The organism is Streptomyces sp. NPDC023527 (genome assembly GCF_055560115.1).
Window position 1 is genome coordinate 272,411 of sequence record NZ_JBVHJJ010000011.1, and the last position, 16,828, is coordinate 289,238.

Here is a 16,828-nt window from a genome sequence, read left to right on the forward strand (position 1 = left end):
TACGCATGCCCGCGCCCGAATCCACCGGGGGCTGGACGGGGGCGCCCTCCGCCGCCGATCTCCTCGACTTCGTACAACGGACGGCCGGCGACGCCGCGCTCGTCGCCTCGCTCCCCCTCGATCCCGAGGGCCGCACCTGGATCCGGCTGGAGGGGCCGGGCGGCAGCGAGGCGTGGCTGATCGGCTGGCCACCGGGGGCCGGCACCGGCTGGCACGACCACGGCGGTTCGCACGGCGCCTTCGCCACGGCGGCGGGCCGGGTGACCGAGCAGGCGCTGGCCGTCCAACTGCCCACCGAGGGCTGGAAGGTACTGGAGCTGGCGGACGGCATCGACCGTGAGCGGCAGCTCTCCGACGGGCGCGGCCGGGCGTTCGGACCGCACCATGTGCACCAGGTGTTCAATCCGTCGGCGGAGCGGCACGCCGTGTCCGTGCACGCCTATTTCCCACCGCTGCCGATGATGCGGCGGTACAGCCGGGCGGGGCAGGTGCTGCGGCTGGAGCAGGTCGAGTGGCCGGAGGAGTGGGCATGAGGATCGAGGAACTGCTGAGCGCCGCACGCGAGGGTCTGGACCGCCTGGGCCCGGCGGAGGCCGCCGCGGCGCAGGCCGACGGCGGGCTGCTGGTCGACATCCGCTACGCGGCGCTGCGGGAGCGCGACGGGCTCATCCCCGGAGCGCTCGTGGTGGAGCGCAATGAGCTGGAGTGGCGGCTCGATCCCCTGAGCGATCACCGGGCGGCGGAGGCCACCGGGCACGACCTGCGGGTGGTCGTGATCTGCGACGAGGGCTACGCGTCGAGCCTCGCGGCGGCGTCCCTGCGCCAACTGGGCTTGCGCCACGCGACGGATCTGACCGGCGGCTTCCAGGCTTGGCGCGCGGCGGGTCTGCCGGTGAGGCGCTGAACGAGGGAGGTGCTGAGGGAGGGCAGCGCTGAGCCGGTGAGGCAGGGCAGCGCTGAGGCAGCGCGGCGGGGCTTCGGTGAGCCGGCCGAAGCCGGTGCCGTCCCTGCGGTTCGGCCTGGGACCGGCCGTCGAGGCACCGGCCGGGGCTGTCGGCGCCACCGGCCGCCACTGCTCTCGCACTCCGCGCCGGGCGAGTCTTTCGGCCGGGCCGCGAGGCCCTGGCCCCGTCACTCGTCCGGCAGGTAGTGGTCGAGCAGCTCCGCTTCCTCGCCCTCCTCCTCCAGGGCGCGCCGCACCACCCGCAGGGCGAGGCCCTCCGGGTATCCCTTGCGGGCCAGCATTCCGGCGAGGCGGCGCAGCCGCTTGTCCCGGTCCAGACCGCGGGTGGCGCGCAGCTTGCGTTCGACCAGCTCGCGGGCGGTGCGCTCCTCCTGGTCGGAGTCGAGCCGCCCGACGGCCTCGTCGATCACCGCGGAGTCCACGCCCTTGGTGCGCAGTTCGCGCGCCAGGGCGCGGCGGGCCAGGCCCCGGCCGTGGTGCCGGGACTCCACCCACGCCCCGGCGAACGCGGAGTCGTCGATCAGCCCCACGTCCTCGAAGCGGGACAGCACCTCTTCCGCCACCTCGTCCGGGATCCCCTTCTTGGCCAGCGCGTCCGCGAGCTGCTTACGGGTGCGCGGGGATCCGGTGAGCAGGCGCAGACAGATCGCCCGCGCCTGCTCCTCGGGCCGCGGTGGTGCCCCGGCCCCGGCCCTCGACGAGGACGGGGTGCCACCGTCGGTTCGGTCGTCCGTGCCCGGCTCCGGCCGGTCGCCCCCCGCCCACGGCAGGGGGTATTCCGATCGCCGTGTCACGGATCAGCTCTTGGCAGCCGTGGCCTTGGCCGCCTTGCCCGTGGACTTCGCCGGGGCCGGCTCGGCCGCGGCACCGGCCGCGTCCGGTCCGGGCTCGGCCGCCGGGGCGGCCGGCCTGACGCCCACGCCCAGCTTCTCCTTGATCTTCTTCTCGATCTCGTTGGCGAGGTCGGGGTTGTCCTTGAGGAAGTTGCGGGCGTTCTCCTTGCCCTGGCCGAGCTGGTCGCCCTCGTAGGTGTACCAGGCGCCGGCCTTGCGGACGAAGCCGTGCTCTACGCCCATGTCGATCAGGCCGCCCTCGCGGCTGATGCCCTGGCCGTAGAGGATGTCGAACTCGGCCTGCTTGAAGGGCGGCGCGACCTTGTTCTTGACGACCTTCACACGGGTGCGGTTGCCGACCGCGTCCGTGCCGTCCTTGAGGGTCTCGATGCGGCGGATGTCCAGACGCACCGAGGCGTAGAACTTCAGCGCGCGACCACCGGTCGTGGTCTCCGGCGAGCCGAACATGACGCCGATCTTCTCGCGGAGCTGGTTGATGAAGATCGCGGTGGTCTTGGACTGGTTGAGCGCGCTGGTGATCTTGCGGAGCGCCTGGCTCATCAGCCGGGCCTGGAGGCCGACGTGCGAGTCGCCCATCTCGCCCTCGATCTCCGCGCGCGGCACCAGGGCGGCGACGGAGTCGATGACGATCAGGTCGAGGGCGCCGGAGCGGACGAGCATGTCCACGATTTCCAGCGCCTGCTCGCCGGTGTCCGGCTGGGAGAGGATGAGGTTGTCGGTGTCGACACCGAGCGCCTTGGCGTACTCCGGGTCGAGGGCGTGCTCCGCATCGACGAAGGCGACCGTGCCGCCGGCCTTCTGCGCGTTGGCCACGGCGTGCAGGGTGAGGGTGGTCTTACCGGAGGACTCCGGTCCGTACACCTCCACGACACGGCCGCGCGGCAGCCCGCCGACGCCGAGCGCGACGTCGAGAGCGGTCGACCCTGTGGGGATGACCTCGATGGGGTCGTTCGGCCGGTCACCGAGGCGCATCACCGCGCCCTTTCCGAATTGCCGTTCAATCTGTGCGAGCGCGGCGTCCAGCGCCTTCTCGCGGTCGGTTCCTGCCATGGGTTCCACCCGGTTTGCTTGAGTCGATCGCTTCACGTCAACGACGCTAACGCCTGCCACTGACAATGGGCCCGGGCACCGCCCCAGCCTGTGGATAACTCGCCTCCCAGCAGGCCCGGGACACCCATAAGAATGGATGTTCGATTTTGGTGTCAAGCGCGCCTCACCGCTCCCGCAGCGCCCGCCACAGCCGGGCGAGGACCGGGGAACGCCGCCCGTCGCCCCGTCGCCGGCGGCCGTGGGCCCCTGGGTCGTCCGGGACGTCGTACCGCTTCACGTACGCCCCGAGGAACGCCTGGAGCGTCGCCGTGGCCGGGATGGCGATCAGCGCGCCCACCGCGCCGAGCAGCGCGGTGCCGGCGACCACCGATCCGAAGGCGACGGCCGGGTGGATGTCCACGGTCCGGGCAGTGATGCGGGGCTGGAGAAGATAGTTCTCGAACTGCTGGTAGACCACGACGAACGCGAGCACCCACACCGCGTACCAGGGGTTCACCGTGAAGGCGAGCAGCATCGGCAGGGCGCCCGCGAGGTAGGTGCCGATGGTCGGGATGAACTGTGAGACGGCGCCGACCCAGATCGCGAGGGCCGGGGCGTAGGGCACGCCCAGGACTTCCAGCAGGACGAAGTGCGCGACGCCGGAGACCAGGGCCATCAGGGCGCGCGAGTAGAGGTAGCCGCCCGTCTTGGTGACGGCGAGCTCCCAGGCCCGCACCACCTCCGCCTGCCGGTGCGGCGGCAGGAGGGAGCACAGGCTCCGCCGCAGCCGCGGCCCGTCGGCCGCGAAGTAGAACGAGAACAGCATCACGGTCAGCAGCTGGAACAGCCCGCCCAGGACCGTCGCCGAGACGTCCAGCACACCGCCCGCACTGTTCTTCAGGTACCTCTGGAGCCAGTCCGAGTGCAGCAGGCTCTCCTGGATCGCGACCCGGGACAGGCTGGTGTGGAACGTCCGGTTGATCCACCGGATCACGGCGTCGAGATAGGTCGGGAAGTTCTCCACCATGGTCACGATCTGGTCGGCGAGCATCGAGCCGAGCAGGGTGAAGAAGCCCGCGGCGACGATGGTGACGGCCAGGAAGACCAAGCCCGTCGCGAGCCCGCGGCGCACACCGCGGGCCGCCATCCGGGCCACGGCCGGCTCGATGGCCAGTGCCAGGAAGAACGCGATCAAGATGTTGATCAACAGGCCGATGAGCTGGTGGAACGCCCAGCTGGCCAACTGGAAGCAGGCGAAGAGGGCGAAGGCCACGACCATGGCCCGGGGCAGCCAGCGCGGCATGCGGGGATCCGCGTCGGGCGGACGGGGTGGAGTGCTGTCCGGGGCCGTGTCGTCTACTGCCACGGAGCCAGTGTGGACCATCGGGTGAATCAGTCCGGGGCGGTCCGGGACGGGTCGCCCGACGGCCGGAGGGATCAGCCCGATAGCCGAACCTCCGGTCCGGCCGGGCTCAGGGGATCAGCGCCGGTCCTCCGGGATCTCCATCGCCCTGCACACCCCGCGCCAGACGTCCTTGGCGTTCCAGCCCGCGTCCAGCGCCTGGTGCACGGTCCTCCCGCCGAGCTCGGACATCACATGATCGCGCGCGAAGGAATCGGCGTACACCGTGCCGAAGTAATCGCCCATCCGCTGCCAGAAGACCGTCAACCGCATGCGACCAGTATCCCGCCCCTGAGAGTGCTGCCGGGCACGAGCCGCTGACCGGCGGCGCTTTCCGTCCTACCGTCGGTGCATGGCCCGATCCGGAGCATCCCCCGTAGCCCGTGCCGAGCAGTTCATCTGGCTGACCGCCCGCGTTCTGGAGCAGCGCAGATTCGCGTTCCACTTCCTGGACGGCAGCCCCGACGCCGTCGAAGCGGCTCTGACCGCCTATCTGGGCGAGGACGGGGGGTACGGGTACGCCCTGGAGCCCGATCTGCGCGGCCCGGTGAGCCAGCCGCTGCACACCGCGCACGCGCTGCACGTGCTCGACGAGATCGGCCGCTGCGGCGACCGGCGGATGGAGCGCGTGTGCCGCTATCTGACGGCCGTCTCCACCCCGGACGGCGCCCTGCCCGCGCTGCACCCCTCACTGCGCGGATATCCGGCGGCCCCGTGGCTGCCGGTGGTGGACGAGCCACCGAGCGATCTCCTCGCCACCGGCCCCGTGGTGGGTCTCCTGCACCGCAACGAGGTCTGGCACGCGTGGCTGTTCCGGGCGACCGACTTCTGCTGGGCCGCCGTCGAGGCCCTGGCGGGCGGTGCGAAGACTCACCCGTACGAGGTGGAGGCGGCCGTCGCGTTCCTCGACGGCGCCCCGGACCGCGCGCGGGCGGAAGCGGTGGCGGAGCGGCTGGGGCGGGTCGTACGGGAGCAGCGGCTGGCGGTCCTGGACCCCGCGCACGCGAGCGACTTCCCCGTCTCGGAGGGGTACGCGCCGGGCGAGCTGCACTTCCCGCACGACTTCGCCAGGGCCCCGGGCTCACTGGCCCGACCGTGGTTCACCGATGCCGAGGTGGCTCGCTCGCTGGACTTCCTCACCGCCTCGCAGGAGGGGGACGGCGGCTGGCCGGTCCGCTGGCGGGCGTGGGCGCCGGGGACCCGGCTGGAGGGCCGGCCGATGGTGACCATCGCCGCGCTGCTGACCTTGCGCGCCTACGGCCGGACCGTGTGACGCCCGCCTGACCGGCACCGGCCGAGCCGGTCCGTCGTACCCACCGATATGGCTTCCGACCTGCGGTTCCGGGGCATTGTCAGTGGTGCGGTGCACGATGGGGGGCATGGCGGACGACGTGGCGGCCGGTACGGCGGCGGATTCGGTGGGCGACCCGGCGGGGGGCCTCGCGGGGTTCTCCCCCGCGACGCGCGCCTGGTTCACGGGCGCGTTCACCGCGCCCACGGCCGCGCAGAGCGGAGCCTGGCGGGCGATCGGTGAGGGTTCCGACGTGCTGGTCGTCGCCCCGACGGGCTCCGGCAAGACGCTGGCCGCCTTCCTCGCCTCCCTGGACGGGCTCGCGAGCACCCCGCCGCCCGCCGAGCCCAAGAAGCGCTGCCGGGTGCTGTACGTCTCCCCGCTCAAGGCGCTCGCCGTGGACGTCGAGCGGAATCTGCGCAGCCCGCTCACGGGTATCCGCCAGGAGTCCGTGCGGCTGGGGCTGCCCGAGCCGGAGATCCGCGTCGGCATCCGGTCCGGTGACACCCCGCCGGCCGAGCGCCGGGCCCTGGTCAACCGCCCTCCGGACATTCTGATCACGACCCCCGAGTCACTGTTCCTGATGCTCACCTCCGCGGCGCGGGACGCGCTCGCGGGCGTGGAGACGGTCATCCTGGACGAGGTGCACGCCGTCGCGGGCACCAAGCGGGGCGCGCACCTGGCGCTGTCCCTGGAGCGCCTCGACACCCTGCTCCCCCGTCCGGCCCGCCGCATCGGCCTGTCCGCGACGGTCCGGCCGGTCGATGAAGTGGCCCGCTATCTGTCGCCGCAGCGCAAGGTGGAGATCGTCCAGCCGCCGTCCGGCAAGGAGTTCGACCTCTCGGTGGTCGTTCCGGTGGAGGACCTGGGTGAGCTCGGCGCCTCGCCCGTCCAGGAGGGCGACGCCAAGGAGAAGCCGTCGATCTGGCCGCATGTCGAGGAGCGGATCGCCGACCTCGTCCAGGCCCACCGCTCCACGATCGTCTTCGCCAACTCCCGGCGCCTCGCCGAGCGGCTGTGCAACCGGCTCAACGAGATCGCGTACGAGCGCGCCACGGGCGAGCCGCTGCCCGAGCATCACTCCCCCGCCGAGCTCATGGCCGAGTCCGGAGCCGCCAGGGGGGCGCCCCCCGTGCTCGCCCGCGCGCATCACGGCTCGGTCTCCAAGGAACAGCGGGCGCTGGTCGAGGAGGACCTCAAGGCGGGCCGGCTGCCGGCCGTCGTCGCCACCTCCAGCCTGGAGCTGGGCATCGACATGGGCGCGGTGGACCTGGTCGTCCAGGTCGAGTCGCCGCCCTCGGTCGCCTCCGGCCTGCAGCGGGTGGGCCGTGCCGGACACCAGGTCGGCGCGGTCTCCACCGGTGTGGTCTTCCCCAAGTACCGCGGCGACCTGGTGCAGGCGGCCGTGGTGACGGAGCGGATGCGCGAAGGGGCCATCGAGGCGCTGCGCGTGCCCGCCAATCCGCTGGACGTGCTGGCCCAGCAGATCGTCGCCATGGCGGCCGTCGACACCTGGGACGTGGAGGAGCTGCTGGCCCTGGTGCGACGTGCGGCTCCCTTCGCCGCGCTGCCGGAGTCCGCCTTCACCGCCGTCCTCGACATGCTCGCCGGGCGCTATCCCTCCGACGCCTTCGCGGAGCTGCGGCCCCGCCTGGTCTGGGACCGGGTGGCCGGCACGGTCACGGGGCGCCCCGGGGCGCAGCGGCTCGCCGTCACCTCCGGTGGCACCATCCCCGACCGCGGTCTCTTCGGCGTCTTCCTGGCGGGCACGGACCCCAAGAAGGGCGGCGGCCGGGTCGGAGAGCTGGACGAGGAGATGGTGTACGAGTCGCGGGTGGGCGATGTCTTCACCCTCGGCACCACCTCCTGGCGGATCGAGGACATCACCCGCGACCGGGTGCTGGTCACCCCGGCACCGGGGGTGCCCGGCAGGCTGCCGTTCTGGAAGGGCGACCAGCTGGGCCGTCCGCTGGAGCTGGGCCGCGCGCTGGGCGCGTTCCTGCGGGAGATCGGCGGCCTGGCGCCCGAGGCGGCCCGTGAGCGGCTCGACGCGGCCGGGCTCGACGCCTGGGCGACCGGCAATGTCCTGTCCTACCTCGACGAACAGCGCCAGGCATGCGGCCATGTGCCGGACGACCGGACCATCGTGGTGGAGCGCTTCCGTGACGAGCTGGGCGACTGGCGGGTGGTGGTCCACTCCCCCTTCGGCGCTCAGGTGCACGCCCCCTGGGCGCTCGCCCTCGGCTCCCGCCTCGCCGAGCGGTACGGCATGGACGCCCAGGTCATGCACGCCGACGACGGCATCGTGCTGCGGTTGCCCGACGCCGACCTGATGGGCCTGGATCTGCTGGACGCCGACCCGGCCCGGCAGGGCCGGGAGTACGACGACGCGCGGTCGCCCGTCGGGGCGGCCGATGTCACCTTCGACAAGGGCGAGGTCGCCCAGCTGGTCACCGACCAGGTCGGCGGGTCGGCCCTGTTCGCCGCGCGGTTCCGCGAGTGCGCCGCCCGGGCCCTGCTGCTGCCCCGCCGTGATCCCGGCAAGCGCACCCCGCTGTGGCAGCAGCGCCAGCGCGCTGCCCAGCTCCTCCAGGTCGCCGAGGAGTTCGGCTCTTTCCCCATCGTCCTCGAGGCCGTCCGCGAGTGTCTCCAGGATGTCTTCGACGTCCCCGGGCTGACCGAGCTGATGGGCGACATCGAGGCCCGCCGGGTCCGGCTGGTGGAGGTGACCACTCCGGAGCCGTCGCCGTTCGCCCGCTCGCTGCTGTTCGGCTATGTGGCCCAGTTCCTGTACGAGGGCGACTCCCCGCTCGCGGAGCGCCGTGCCGCCGCCCTCTCCCTCGACTCCCGTCTGCTCGCCGAGCTGCTGGGCCAGGCCGAGCTGCGTGAGCTGCTGGATGTGGAGGTCCTCGGCGAGCTGGAGCGCGAGCTCCAGTGGCTGACGGACGACCGCCGGGTCAAGGACGCCGAGGGCGTGGCCGACCTGCTGCGGCTCCTGGGGCCTCTGACCGACGCCGAACTGGCCGAGCGCGGTGCCGAGCCGCAGTGGGCGCACGACCTGGCGGGTGCTCGCCGCGCCATCCGCGTCCGCGTCGCCGGGCAGGACCACTGGGCGGCCGTCGAGGACGCGGGGCGGCTCCGCGACGCCCTGGGCACGGCGCTGCCCGTCGGCGTCCCCGAGGCTTTCACGGAGCCCGTCAAGGATCCGCTCGGCGACCTCCTCGCCCGCTTCGCCCGCACCCACGGCCCGTTCACCTCGGCGCAGGCCGCCGCCCGCTTCGGTCTCGGCCCCGCGGTGACCGACGGCGCGCTGCAGCGGCTCGCGGCGACCGGTCGTGTCGTCCAGGGCGAGTTCCATCCCTCCGGCATCGGCCAGGAGTGGTGCGACGCCACCGTCCTGCGCAGGCTGCGCCGCCGTTCGCTCGCGGCGCTGCGGCACGAGCTGGAGCCGGTGGCGCCCACCGCGCTGGCCGCGTTCCTCCCCCAGTGGCAGCACGTCGGCACGCACAGCCTGCGCGGCGTCGACGGACTGGTGCGCGCCATCGAGCAGTTGCAGGGCGCGCCCGTGCCGGCCTCCGCCCTGGAGAAGCTCGTGCTGCCCGCGCGGGTGGCGGACTTCTCCCCGGCGATGCTCGACGAGCTCACGGCGGCCGGTGAGGTGGTCTGGGCCGGAGCGGGGGCGCTCCCGGGCAAGGACGGCTGGGTCTCGCTGCTGCTCGCCGACGCCGCGCCTCTGCTGCTGCCCGCCCCGCACCCGCTGGAGCTGTCCCCTCTCCACCAGGCCGTCCTGGAGGCGCTGTCGGGTGGCTATGGGCTGTTCTTCCGTCAGATCGCCGACCGGGTGCGTGCCGTGGACACCGAGAGCACGGACCCGCAGATCGCGGAGGCTGTCTGGGATCTCGCCTGGTCGGGCCGGCTGACCAACGACACCCTGGCCCCGCTCCGCGCCTATCTCGGCTCGGGCCGCACGGCCGGTTCGACCGCGCATCGCGCCAAGCGGGCCGTGCCGCGCGGCCGTTACGGCTCCTTCACGGCCCGCGGCGGCCTCCCGCTCCGCCCCACCGCCTCCCGCGGTGGCCCCCCGACCGTCGCCGGCCGCTGGGCGCTGCTGCCCGCGCCGGAGCCCGAGCCGACCGTACGGGCCCACGCCCTGGCCCGTACGCTCCTGGACCGGCACGGCGTGGTGACCCGTGGAGCGGTGGCCGCCGAGGGGGTGGAGGGTGGTTTCTCCGCCGCGTACCGCGTGCTCTCCGTCTTCGAGGAGAGCGGGCAGGCCCGCCGCGGCTATGTGGTCGAGGGTCTGGGCGCCGCGCAGTTCGCCATGGAGGGCGCGGTGGACCGGCTGCGTGCCGTCGGCGCGGCTCGCGAGCGCGCGGGCGGTGCCGGGTACGCCGAGGCCCCCGGCGGCTCGTGGGACGGTGCCGGGCCCGCGCGGACGGCCGGCCGTCGCCGGGCCGTCGTGCTGGCCGCGGCCGATCCCGCCAACGCCTATGGCGCGGCCCTTCCCTGGCCGGAGCCGCCCGCCGGTGCGACCCACAAGCCCGGGCGCAAGGCCGGCTCCCTCGTGGTGCTCGTCGACGGAGCTCTGGCCCTGTACATGGAGCGCGGCGGCAAGACGCTCCTGGCCTGGGGCGAGGAGGGCGCGGAGGCGCCGAGCAAGACCGACGCCGGGCTCGGTGAAGCGGCGGCGGCCCTGGCGGAGGCGGCCCGCGCGGGCGCGCTGGGCACCGTCACCGTCGAGCGGATCAACAGCTCGCCGGCACTGTCCTCGCCGCTGGGCGCCCTCCTGGAGTCGGCGGGCTTCCACGCCACCCCCCGCGGCCTGCGGCTGCGCGCCCCCTGACCCGGCCGGCGGCACCGGGCGCCCCATGCCCGTGGGAGCGGCGGCATCATGGTCGGCATGCCCGAAGGAGACACCGTCTGGCGGACCGCCCACCGCCTCCACCGAGCCCTCGCGGGCGAGCCACTGACCCGCAGCGACCTGCGCGTGCCGAAGCTCGCCACGGTCGACCTCTCCGGCCGGTGCGTCACCGAGGTCGTCCCGCGCGGCAAACACCTGCTCACCCGCATCGAAGGCGGCCTCACCCTGCATTCCCACCTTCAGATGGACGGCTCCTGGCGCGTCTTCGCCTCCGGTGAGCGGTGGCGCGGCGGCCCGCGGCACCAGATCCGCGCCGTGCTCGCCAACTCCGCCCACACGGCCGTCGGCTACCGCCTGCCCGTCCTGGACCTCCTGCGCACCGCAGACGAGAGCACCGTCGTCGGCCATCTGGGCCCCGACCTCCTCGGCCCCGACTGGGACCCGGACGAGGCGCTGCGCAGGCTGCTCTCCGACCCCGGGCGCACCGTCGGGGAGGCCGTGCTCGACCAGCGCAACCTCGCCGGGATCGGCAATGTCTACAAGTCGGAGCTGTGCTTCATGCTCCGCGTCTCGCCCTGGCTGCCGGTCGCGGAGCTGCCCGCCCCCGAGCGGCTGCCGGCTCTCGCCAAGAAGCTCCTGGAGGTCAACAAGGCGAGGTCCGCCCGGATCACCACGGCCGACTCGCGGATCGATCACCATCTGTGGGTGTACGGGCGCGCGGGCCGGGCCTGCCGCCGCTGCGGCACCGCCCTGCGCGTCGCGGATCAGGGAAAACCGGGCCAGGAACGCCCCACCTATTGGTGCCCGCGCTGTCAGCCCGGCCCTTCCATTGGGCCGGCCGGGTGAGGCGTCAGGCGCGCTGCCGACCGCGTCTCAGGGCCCGGGCGACCAGGGCGGCGGCCGAGCGGGCCAAGGAGTCCCGTCGCCGCGTCCATGGCACGCAGTGCACGGGCAGCAGGCTCAGCCCCCAGCCCCCGGCGACGACCAGCGCCTCCACGGGCCCGGTCCGCTCCGGCTGCGCCAGCGCCCGCAGCGCGGCCCACCACCAGGCACCGCCCAGCGCCAGCGCGACCGCCCAGCGGGAGCGACGGGCTCGCCGGGCCCACCCGGGCGACCGTCGGTGGCCGCAGACGTCACGCCGGACCATGACTGCCTCCTTCGGCCGACGGTAGACCGGCTGCTTCACCACGGGAGAGTGCGCCAGGACCCCGGAACGACGCCCGTACGCGCTCGCGGCGCGCGGCCCTCAGCCGGGCGATCGTCCACTCAGTTGGTCCAGCTCCCGCTCCAACTCCGTGATCCTGTGATCACGCTGGTGCAGTTCGACGATCAGCCGCTGTTCTCCTTCGTGGGTGCCCTCCTGGTACACCCTGCGGACGAAGGCACCGGCCGTCGTCTGATCGAGGTCCGAGACCACCATCAGCTCGTTGGTGAAGCGGATCACGGGGTGCTCGTCCATGCACCCAGGAGAGCGCGACAGCGCCCTCACCGCCACCGGAGCGCCGCGTGCGGACGCCGGAAACGACGGATCCCCCGGACCCGTCGGGTCCGGGGGATCGCCCGCCGCGTCACCGGGCGGCTCAGGCGTTCTCCGCCTGGAACATCCAGTGGTGCTTCTCCAGATCGCCGGTCAGGCCGATCAGGATATCCTGAGTGACCGGGTCGGGGGTCTCCGTGGCGCGGATGCGCTCGCGCATCCGGGTGATCACGGAGCCGAGCGCGTCGACCATGATCTGCACGGCTCCGGTGTCCTTGTTCCAGCCGTCGCCGACCGGGTCGATGCCGCTGGTCTTGGCGACGGTCTCGGCGCGCCCGTCGGGTGCCACCCCGAGCGCCGAGGCGCGCTCGGCGACCGTGTCGGCGTGCGTGCGGGCGCTGGCGACGACTTCGTCGAGCTGGAGGTGCACCGAGCGGAAGCGCGGCCCCACCACGGTCCAGTGGACCTGCTTGGCCACGAGCGAGAGGTCCACCAGGTCGACCAGGGCACCCTGCAGGGCGTCGCCGACGGTCTTCCGGTCCTGCTCGGACAGCGGGCTCTTCACTACAGACATCCGCATCTCCTGTTCGAGTGTCCAGTCCGTTCAGTTTGATCCCTGTTTTCCCACCATCGCACAAAGGTGCCGAAGGGGCCGGAAACGCCAGGATCCCGGTCAGACTTCTGACCGGGATCCTGGGGGGTAAACGACTGTCTTCCGGACGGGGCCGGGCAGACCGTGTCGGACAGATCTGTCAGGCCGCCACGACGTCCACGGCCTCCGCGGGAGCCTTGATGGTGACTCGCTCCCCCGGCACACCGGTCACGGACGTCACGGACACCGCATTGAACATGGGCCGCATCGGCGCGGGTACCGGCTCGCTCGCCGCCGCCGACTGCGCCAGCTCGGCGAGCGACAATTCATCACTCACCTCGCGCATGACCTCGGACATCCGTACGTCCAGAGCGTCGCAGATTGCGGAGAGAAGCTCGGAGGACGCCTCTTTCTGTCCCCGCTCGACCTCGGAGAGGTAACCGAGCGAGACCCGGGCGGAAGAGGAGACCTCGCGCAGAGTGCGGCCCTGGCGCTGGCGCTGCCGACGCAGCACGTCACCCAGCAGGCGACGGAGCAAAATCATCGGTGGCTCCCTCCTTGGACCGCGAATCCGGATCCTTCACGCCCCACCGTACCGCCTCGGGCTCCGGCCGTGCGGGGAGCTATGTCGTGTTCACTCAGGGCTGCAAACATCAATTCCCCCCGTTGTGTTCCGTATCCTTTGCGCCCACGTTCTCTGTCAGTTCGCTCAGCAGTAGTTCCAGCACGGCTTGTACGCTTTCCGCCCGGATCCGGCTCCGGTCGCCGTCCAGGGACAGCATTCTGACGGCGGCGCCGCCGGCCGGCCCCGCGGCCGCGACATAGACAGTGCCGACGGGTTTGCCGTCCTGCTCCTCCGGCCCCGCGACGCCGGTCGTGGCGACCCCCCAGTCGGCGCCCAGCAGCGTCCGTACACCCCGCGCCATCTGCCCGGCCACGTCCGCGTCGACCGCCCCGCGGTCGGCGAGCAGCCCGGCGTCCACGCCCAGCACCTCGCTCTTGACCTCGGTGGCGTACGCGGTGACCGAGCCCCGCACCGAGCGGGAGGCGCCCGGCGCCGCGGTCAGTTCGGCGGCGACCAGACCACCGGTGAGCGACTCGGCGGCGGCCACGGTCGCGCCGCGCCCGACCAGGGCCGCGAGGACCGCCGCCGCCGTTCCGGCCGCGGCACCCTCACCCCTCGCCGCGCTCATCGCACGGATTCCCGTCCGACGCGCTCGCGCTGCGCGGCCAGCCCGGCCCGGCGCAGCACCACGGCCTGCTTCACGTAGTCCAGCCCGGTGAGCACGGTCAATGCGACGGCCACGGCCATCACCCAGAAGCGTGTCGTGGCCAGGGCTCCGGTGAGCGCGAGGATGTACATCCCCACGCCGACGCCCTGGGCCAAGGTCTTCATCTTGCCGCCGCGGCTGGCCGGGATGACGCCGTGCCTGATCACCCAGAACCGCATCAGCGTGATGCCGACCTCGCGGAACAGGATCACGCCGGTCACCCACCACGGCAGTTCGTCCAGGGCGGACAGACAGATCAGCGCGGCACCCATGATCGCCTTGTCCGCGATCGGGTCGGCGATCTTGCCGAAGTCGGTGACCAGGTTGTACATCCGGGCCAGATGGCCGTCGAACAGGTCGGTGATCATGGCAACGGCGAACGCGGCCCAGGCGAAGGAGCGCCAGGCCGGGTCATAGCCGCCGTTGTGCAGCATCAACAGGACGAACCCGGGCACAAGGAGCAGCCGCACCATGGTGAGGATATTGGCGATGTTCCACAACCCGGCCGGCGGCCGCACGGCCGTCGCCGGGGCGTGGCCTCCGGCGGCGGAGGCCGGGGCTCCGGTCATCTGTCCGCCTCCTCGGTACACCCTCCGTCGCCCAGCGGCTCGGCGATGAGGTCCACGCCCTCGGTCGCCACCACCTTGGCCACGACCATGCTGCCGGGCGCGTAGTCGGCGTCCGTGGTGAGGAGCACCTGGCCGTCGGTCTCGGGCGCCTGGTGGGCGGCCCGGCCGATCACGCCGTCCTCCTCGTCCACGCGGTCGACCAGTACCTCAATGGTCTCTCCGAGCCGCTCCTCCGCACGCTGGGCGGTCAGCTCCTCGGCGAGCCGCGAGATGCGGGCCAGCCGCTCCGCGACGACGTCCGGGTCGACCTTGTCCTCGTACGTGGCGGCCTCGGTGCCGTCCTCGTCGGAGTAGCCGAAGACGCCGATGGCGTCGAGGCGCGCGCCGACCAGGAAACGTTCGAGCTCGTCGACGTCGTGCTCGGTCTCACCGGGGAAGCCGACGATGAAGTTGGAGCGGGCACCGGCCTGCGGGGACTTGCCGCGGATCTGGTCGAGCAGCTCCAGGAAGCGGTCGGTGTCGCCGAAGCGGCGCATCGCGCGCAGCACACCGGGCGCCGAGTGCTGGAAGGAGAGGTCGAAGTAGGGCACGACCTTCTCCGTCGACGTCAGCACGTCGATCAGGCCCGGCCGCATCTCGGCGGGCTGGAGGTAGCTGACCCGGACGCGCTCCAGGCCGTCCACGGCCGCCAGCTCCGGCAGCAGCGTCTCCAGCAGCCGGATGTCGCCGAGGTCCTTGCCGTACGAGGTGTTGTTCTCGGAGACCAACATGATCTCCTTCACGCCCTGCTCCGCGAGCCAGCGTGTCTCGCCCAGCACGTCGGAGGGGCGCCGGGAGATGAAGGAGCCGCGGAAGGAGGGGATGGCGCAGAAGGAGCAGCGCCGGTCGCAGCCGGAGGCGAGCTTCACGGAGGCGACGGGGCTGGCGCCCAGGCGGCGGCGCAGGGGCGCGCGCGGCCCGGAGGCCGGTGCGAGGCCCTCCGGGAGGTCCTCCGGCGGGGTGTCCTGCGCGTGGCCGGGCAGGGCGACGTCGGCTTTCTGCCGGGCGGCCGGGCTGATCGGCAGCAGCTTGCGCCGGTCGCGCGGGGTGTGGGAGGCGTGCACACCGCCGGCGAGGATGGTCTGGAGCCGGTCGGAGATGTCGGCGTAGTCGTCGAAGCCGAGCACGCCGTCGGCTTCGGGCAGCGCTTCGGCGAGCTCCTTGCCGTAGCGCTCGGCCATGCAGCCGACGGCTACGACGGCCTGGGTACGACCATGATCCTTGAGGTCGTTGGCCTCGAGGAGGGCATCGACGGAGTCCTTCTTGGCGGCCTCGACGAAGCCACAGGTGTTGACGACGGCCACATCGGCGTCGGAGGCGTCCTCGACGAGGTCCCAGCCATCCGCCGCCAAGCGGCCTGCCAGCTCCTCCGAGTCCACCTCGTTACGGGCGCAGCCAAGTGTGACAAGAGCGACGGTACGGCGTTCGGGCATAGGGCTCAGCCTACTTTGTCCCGAGGCCGCATCCGTTGCCGCATGCGCACCAGCATCAGGAGGTACGGACAAAACGGTCACCCGGCGACGCGCCGCCGGGTGGCTACCGCATCGGCTCCGTCGCTGGTCAGCCCGCTACGGGGTCTCCCTTGGTGTAGCTCAGGCGCTGGACCTGTCCGCCGTCGCCCAGATCCTTGACCTCCTTGCCGTTCACGAACAGCTGCACGGCTCCGGCGTTGCCGAGGACGAGGTCGATCCGCTTGCTGTCGGTGAAGGTCTTGGAGGCGCCCTGCTTGAGCACGCCCTCTTCCAGCAGCTTGCCGTTGTGGTCCTTGGCGGACATCCAGGTCTGGCCGTTGTCGGCGGTGAGCTTGACGGTGACCTTGTTGGCGGGCACGCCGGCGATGGCGCTCGCGGACTGCTCCGGCTTGGGGTCGGCGGGCTTGCCGGGAGCGGTCTTCGGGGACGCGGGCGGCTTCGCGGAAGGGGACTCGGCGGCGACGGAGCCGCCGGAGCTCTTGGCCCCGCCGTTGAAGAGCGTGAAGCCGACGAAGCCCACGACCGCGACGATCGCCGCGACCATCGCGGCCGTCCAGTTGGGCCGCCGGGGCTCGGGGCGGATCCGCTCGGCCTCGAACAGCGGCGCCGCCGGGGTGGGCGAGGGGCGCCCGCCGTGCTCCGCGGCGTACTGGGCGAGCAGCTCGGTGGCGTCCAGGCCGACGGTCTGCGCCAGCACGCGGATATGCCCCCGGGCGTACACATGCCCGCCGCAACGCGAGAAGTCGTCCTGTTCGATCGCATGGACGATCGGAATGCGTACTCGGGTGGTCGAACTGACCTCTTCAACAGTCAGTCCGGCGCTGATACGGGCCTGCTGAAGGGCCCGGCCGACGGACGGCCGGTCGTCCGCGGGAACGTCGTCCGCGGGAGAGTTGCCGATGGACACGTGGGCGCCTTTCGAGCGTGCAGCCACCTGCTGGAGGTTCAGTCTAGGGGGGATACGAAAGCGTCGGGCAACCGGGAAGCCGGACTTTGTAGGCCATCAG

17 protein-coding genes are annotated in these 16,828 nt (G+C 72.6%); 5 read left to right on the forward strand and 12 right to left on the reverse strand.

Features of this window, described 5'->3' with window-relative positions; translation table 11 throughout:
- Positions 1-5: 5 nt before the first annotated feature.
- Entirely contained in the window at positions 6-533 is a 528-nt protein-coding gene (locus tag ACZ303_RS22945; RefSeq protein WP_467341821.1) for a cupin domain-containing protein, read from the forward strand.
- Entirely contained in the window at positions 530-904 is a 375-nt protein-coding gene (locus tag ACZ303_RS22950; protein WP_467341823.1) for a rhodanese-like domain-containing protein, read from the forward strand. Before ACZ303_RS22945 ends, ACZ303_RS22950 begins: the two co-directional genes overlap by 4 nt.
- Before the next feature lie 227 nt (positions 905-1,131).
- Here the strand turns inward: ACZ303_RS22950 and recX are convergent, their stop codons facing one another.
- The 4 genes from recX to ACZ303_RS22970 all read right to left on the reverse strand — a co-directional run bounded on the left by recX (position 1,132) and on the right by ACZ303_RS22970 (position 4,522).
- Positions 1,132-1,758 (reverse strand): recombination regulator RecX, encoded by a 627-nt coding sequence (gene recX, locus ACZ303_RS22955; RefSeq protein WP_467341825.1) that lies wholly within the window; start codon positions 1,756-1,758, stop codon positions 1,132-1,134.
- A gap of 3 nt (positions 1,759-1,761) precedes the next feature.
- Positions 1,762-2,877 carry a recombinase RecA gene (gene recA / locus ACZ303_RS22960; protein ID WP_467341886.1) on the reverse strand — a complete coding sequence of 372 codons (1,116 nt, stop codon included), beginning with the start codon at positions 2,875-2,877 and terminating at the stop codon, positions 1,762-1,764.
- A 154-nt stretch (positions 2,878-3,031) separates the two neighbouring features.
- Positions 3,032-4,231: an AI-2E family transporter gene (locus tag ACZ303_RS22965; RefSeq protein ID WP_467341827.1), complete on the reverse strand. Its 1,200-nt coding sequence runs from the start codon at positions 4,229-4,231 to the stop codon at positions 3,032-3,034.
- A 96-nt stretch (positions 4,232-4,327) separates the two neighbouring features.
- A complete protein-coding gene (locus tag ACZ303_RS22970; RefSeq protein WP_467341829.1) occupies positions 4,328-4,522 on the reverse strand; it encodes a DUF3046 domain-containing protein in 195 nt (64 codons plus the stop codon).
- A 79-nt stretch (positions 4,523-4,601) separates the two neighbouring features.
- Here ACZ303_RS22970 and ACZ303_RS22975 point away from each other — a divergent pair, with 79 nt between their 5' ends.
- From ACZ303_RS22975 to ACZ303_RS22985, 3 genes are all read left to right on the forward strand, one after another.
- Positions 4,602-5,522 (forward strand): hypothetical protein, encoded by a 921-nt coding sequence (locus tag ACZ303_RS22975; protein WP_467341831.1) that lies wholly within the window; start codon positions 4,602-4,604, stop codon positions 5,520-5,522.
- A 106-nt stretch (positions 5,523-5,628) separates the two neighbouring features.
- Positions 5,629-10,383, forward strand: coding sequence for an ATP-dependent helicase (locus ACZ303_RS22980; protein ID WP_467341833.1), 4,755 nt, complete (start codon positions 5,629-5,631; stop codon positions 10,381-10,383).
- 57 nt (positions 10,384-10,440) lie between these two features.
- Complete coding sequence (locus ACZ303_RS22985; protein WP_467341835.1) at positions 10,441-11,247, forward strand: DNA-formamidopyrimidine glycosylase family protein; 807 nt, start codon at positions 10,441-10,443, stop codon at positions 11,245-11,247.
- Between the two features lie 4 nt (positions 11,248-11,251).
- On the opposite strand, the gene ACZ303_RS22990 is transcribed toward ACZ303_RS22985, so the two are convergent.
- From ACZ303_RS22990 to ACZ303_RS23025, 8 genes are all read right to left on the reverse strand, one after another.
- On the reverse strand, positions 11,252-11,548 hold the full coding sequence (locus ACZ303_RS22990; RefSeq protein WP_467341837.1) for a hypothetical protein: 297 nt from the start codon (positions 11,546-11,548) through the stop codon (positions 11,252-11,254).
- A gap of 99 nt (positions 11,549-11,647) precedes the next feature.
- Complete coding sequence (locus ACZ303_RS22995) at positions 11,648-11,860, reverse strand: hypothetical protein (RefSeq protein ID WP_467341839.1); 213 nt, start codon at positions 11,858-11,860, stop codon at positions 11,648-11,650.
- A gap of 121 nt (positions 11,861-11,981) precedes the next feature.
- Entirely contained in the window at positions 11,982-12,452 is a 471-nt protein-coding gene (locus tag ACZ303_RS23000) for a Dps family protein (protein ID WP_467341841.1), read from the reverse strand.
- A gap of 178 nt (positions 12,453-12,630) precedes the next feature.
- Complete coding sequence (locus ACZ303_RS23005) at positions 12,631-13,014, reverse strand: helix-turn-helix domain-containing protein (RefSeq protein ID WP_030368713.1); 384 nt, start codon at positions 13,012-13,014, stop codon at positions 12,631-12,633.
- 109 nt (positions 13,015-13,123) lie between these two features.
- Complete coding sequence (locus ACZ303_RS23010) at positions 13,124-13,663, reverse strand: CinA family protein (RefSeq protein WP_467341843.1); 540 nt, start codon at positions 13,661-13,663, stop codon at positions 13,124-13,126.
- A complete protein-coding gene (pgsA, locus tag ACZ303_RS23015; protein ID WP_467341845.1) occupies positions 13,660-14,310 on the reverse strand; it encodes a CDP-diacylglycerol--glycerol-3-phosphate 3-phosphatidyltransferase in 651 nt (216 codons plus the stop codon). The genes ACZ303_RS23010 and pgsA overlap by 4 nt, the downstream gene beginning before the upstream one ends.
- Entirely contained in the window at positions 14,307-15,782 is a 1,476-nt protein-coding gene (gene rimO / locus ACZ303_RS23020) for a 30S ribosomal protein S12 methylthiotransferase RimO (protein ID WP_467341847.1), read from the reverse strand. The genes pgsA and rimO overlap by 4 nt, the downstream gene beginning before the upstream one ends.
- 127 nt (positions 15,783-15,909) lie before the next feature.
- Positions 15,910-16,755 (reverse strand): helix-turn-helix domain-containing protein, encoded by an 846-nt coding sequence (locus tag ACZ303_RS23025; protein WP_467341849.1) that lies wholly within the window; start codon positions 16,753-16,755, stop codon positions 15,910-15,912.
- Between the last annotated feature and the right edge of the window lie 73 nt (positions 16,756-16,828).

Bases quoted from the DNA above. Each gene is read 5' to 3' on its own strand.
- ACZ303_RS22945 (WP_467341821.1), top strand. From the start codon at position 6: ATGCCCGCGCCCGAATCCACCGGGGGCTGGACGGGGGCGCCCTCCGCC.
- ACZ303_RS22950 (WP_467341823.1), top strand. From the start codon at position 530: ATGAGGATCGAGGAACTGCTGAGCGCCGCACGCGAGGGTCTGGACCGC.
- ACZ303_RS22965 (WP_467341827.1), bottom strand. From the start codon at position 4,231: ATGGTCCACACTGGCTCCGTGGCAGTAGACGACACGGCCCCGGACAGC.
- ACZ303_RS22970 (WP_467341829.1), bottom strand. From the start codon at position 4,522: ATGCGGTTGACGGTCTTCTGGCAGCGGATGGGCGATTACTTCGGCACG.
- ACZ303_RS22975 (WP_467341831.1), top strand. From the start codon at position 4,602: ATGGCCCGATCCGGAGCATCCCCCGTAGCCCGTGCCGAGCAGTTCATC.
- ACZ303_RS22980 (WP_467341833.1), top strand. From the start codon at position 5,629: ATGGCGGACGACGTGGCGGCCGGTACGGCGGCGGATTCGGTGGGCGAC.
- ACZ303_RS22985 (WP_467341835.1), top strand. From the start codon at position 10,441: ATGCCCGAAGGAGACACCGTCTGGCGGACCGCCCACCGCCTCCACCGA.
- ACZ303_RS22990 (WP_467341837.1), bottom strand. From the start codon at position 11,548: ATGGTCCGGCGTGACGTCTGCGGCCACCGACGGTCGCCCGGGTGGGCC.
- ACZ303_RS22995 (WP_467341839.1), bottom strand. From the start codon at position 11,860: ATGGACGAGCACCCCGTGATCCGCTTCACCAACGAGCTGATGGTGGTC.
- ACZ303_RS23000 (WP_467341841.1), bottom strand. From the start codon at position 12,452: ATGTCTGTAGTGAAGAGCCCGCTGTCCGAGCAGGACCGGAAGACCGTC.
- ACZ303_RS23005 (WP_030368713.1), bottom strand. From the start codon at position 13,014: ATGATTTTGCTCCGTCGCCTGCTGGGTGACGTGCTGCGTCGGCAGCGC.
- ACZ303_RS23010 (WP_467341843.1), bottom strand. From the start codon at position 13,663: ATGAGCGCGGCGAGGGGTGAGGGTGCCGCGGCCGGAACGGCGGCGGCG.
- pgsA (WP_467341845.1), bottom strand. From the start codon at position 14,310: ATGACCGGAGCCCCGGCCTCCGCCGCCGGAGGCCACGCCCCGGCGACG.
- rimO (WP_467341847.1), bottom strand. From the start codon at position 15,782: ATGCCCGAACGCCGTACCGTCGCTCTTGTCACACTTGGCTGCGCCCGT.